We start from the raw sequence: 790 nt of genomic DNA, 5'->3' as shown, positions 1-790 counted from the left end.
GCAAGCAGAATCTGTCTGAGTCTGTCAAACAGAGGAGCAAAGTAAACCTGCGAAACTGAAATGATCCAGCTGCACAGAGTTCCTGAAGAAACGCTGAACATTCCCATTTCTCTGAACATCGTAATCAGAAGATTGGTGGGAATCTGATAGAGAATCTTGAAGGCGATCGCCATGGCAAGAAATGAGGAGGAAGCCCAGCTTCCGGGCAGAAGCGGCTTTGGAGCCTCGGCCTGAACGGGAGACAGTCCGCATTCACTGAGCGGAGTGTCACTGTCAGCAGCTTTTGCATGACAGTCAGGGCAGCCGTAAGTCACACCCACATACTCAATGACTCTGAGTCTGGGAAGTTCAACCTTAAGCTCGTAACGCAGATGCTTTTCTCCAAACGGAATGAGCTCATGACCACAGTATTCGCAGAACCTTTTGTCCTCATCGAGTTCTCTTACAACCTTTTCCACATCAATACCCATGCGTTCAATCATTTCTTTCAGCGTCGATTTGGGCTTTCTGGTCTGTTTTTTCTTAACCGGACGATGAGTATTTGGCTTTTTGGAAGAATCGGATTCAGACGCAGATCCGGCAGAAGGTGTGGAGTCAGAATCATTACCGTCGTCATCATCCTTCTTCTTGCCGCTCGAGCGTTTCTCAGATTTCTTTCCATAGCGCTGAGCCGCCATCAGAGTGATCTGCTCAGTCAGAGAAGCGATCGTTGTATTGGCTGCTTCAACCTGTTCGGTCAGCGAATGGATAATTTCATCTTTTTTCCGGCTGATGTCATTGACAGCGTCGT

At 48.1% G+C, this 790-nt stretch carries 1 protein-coding gene; it reads right to left on the bottom strand.

The window, feature by feature from the left end; genetic code table 11:
• On the bottom strand, positions 1-790 hold a 790-nt coding region (locus tag BO222_RS03335), incomplete at both ends, for an IS66 family transposase zinc-finger binding domain-containing protein (RefSeq protein ID WP_143356919.1).

Source organism: Ileibacterium valens, from assembly GCF_001945525.1.
In the GTDB taxonomy this organism is placed as follows: domain Bacteria; phylum Bacillota_I; class Bacilli_A; order Erysipelotrichales; family Erysipelotrichaceae; genus Ileibacterium; species Ileibacterium valens.
This window is presented reverse-complemented; position numbering and strand designations above follow the sequence as displayed.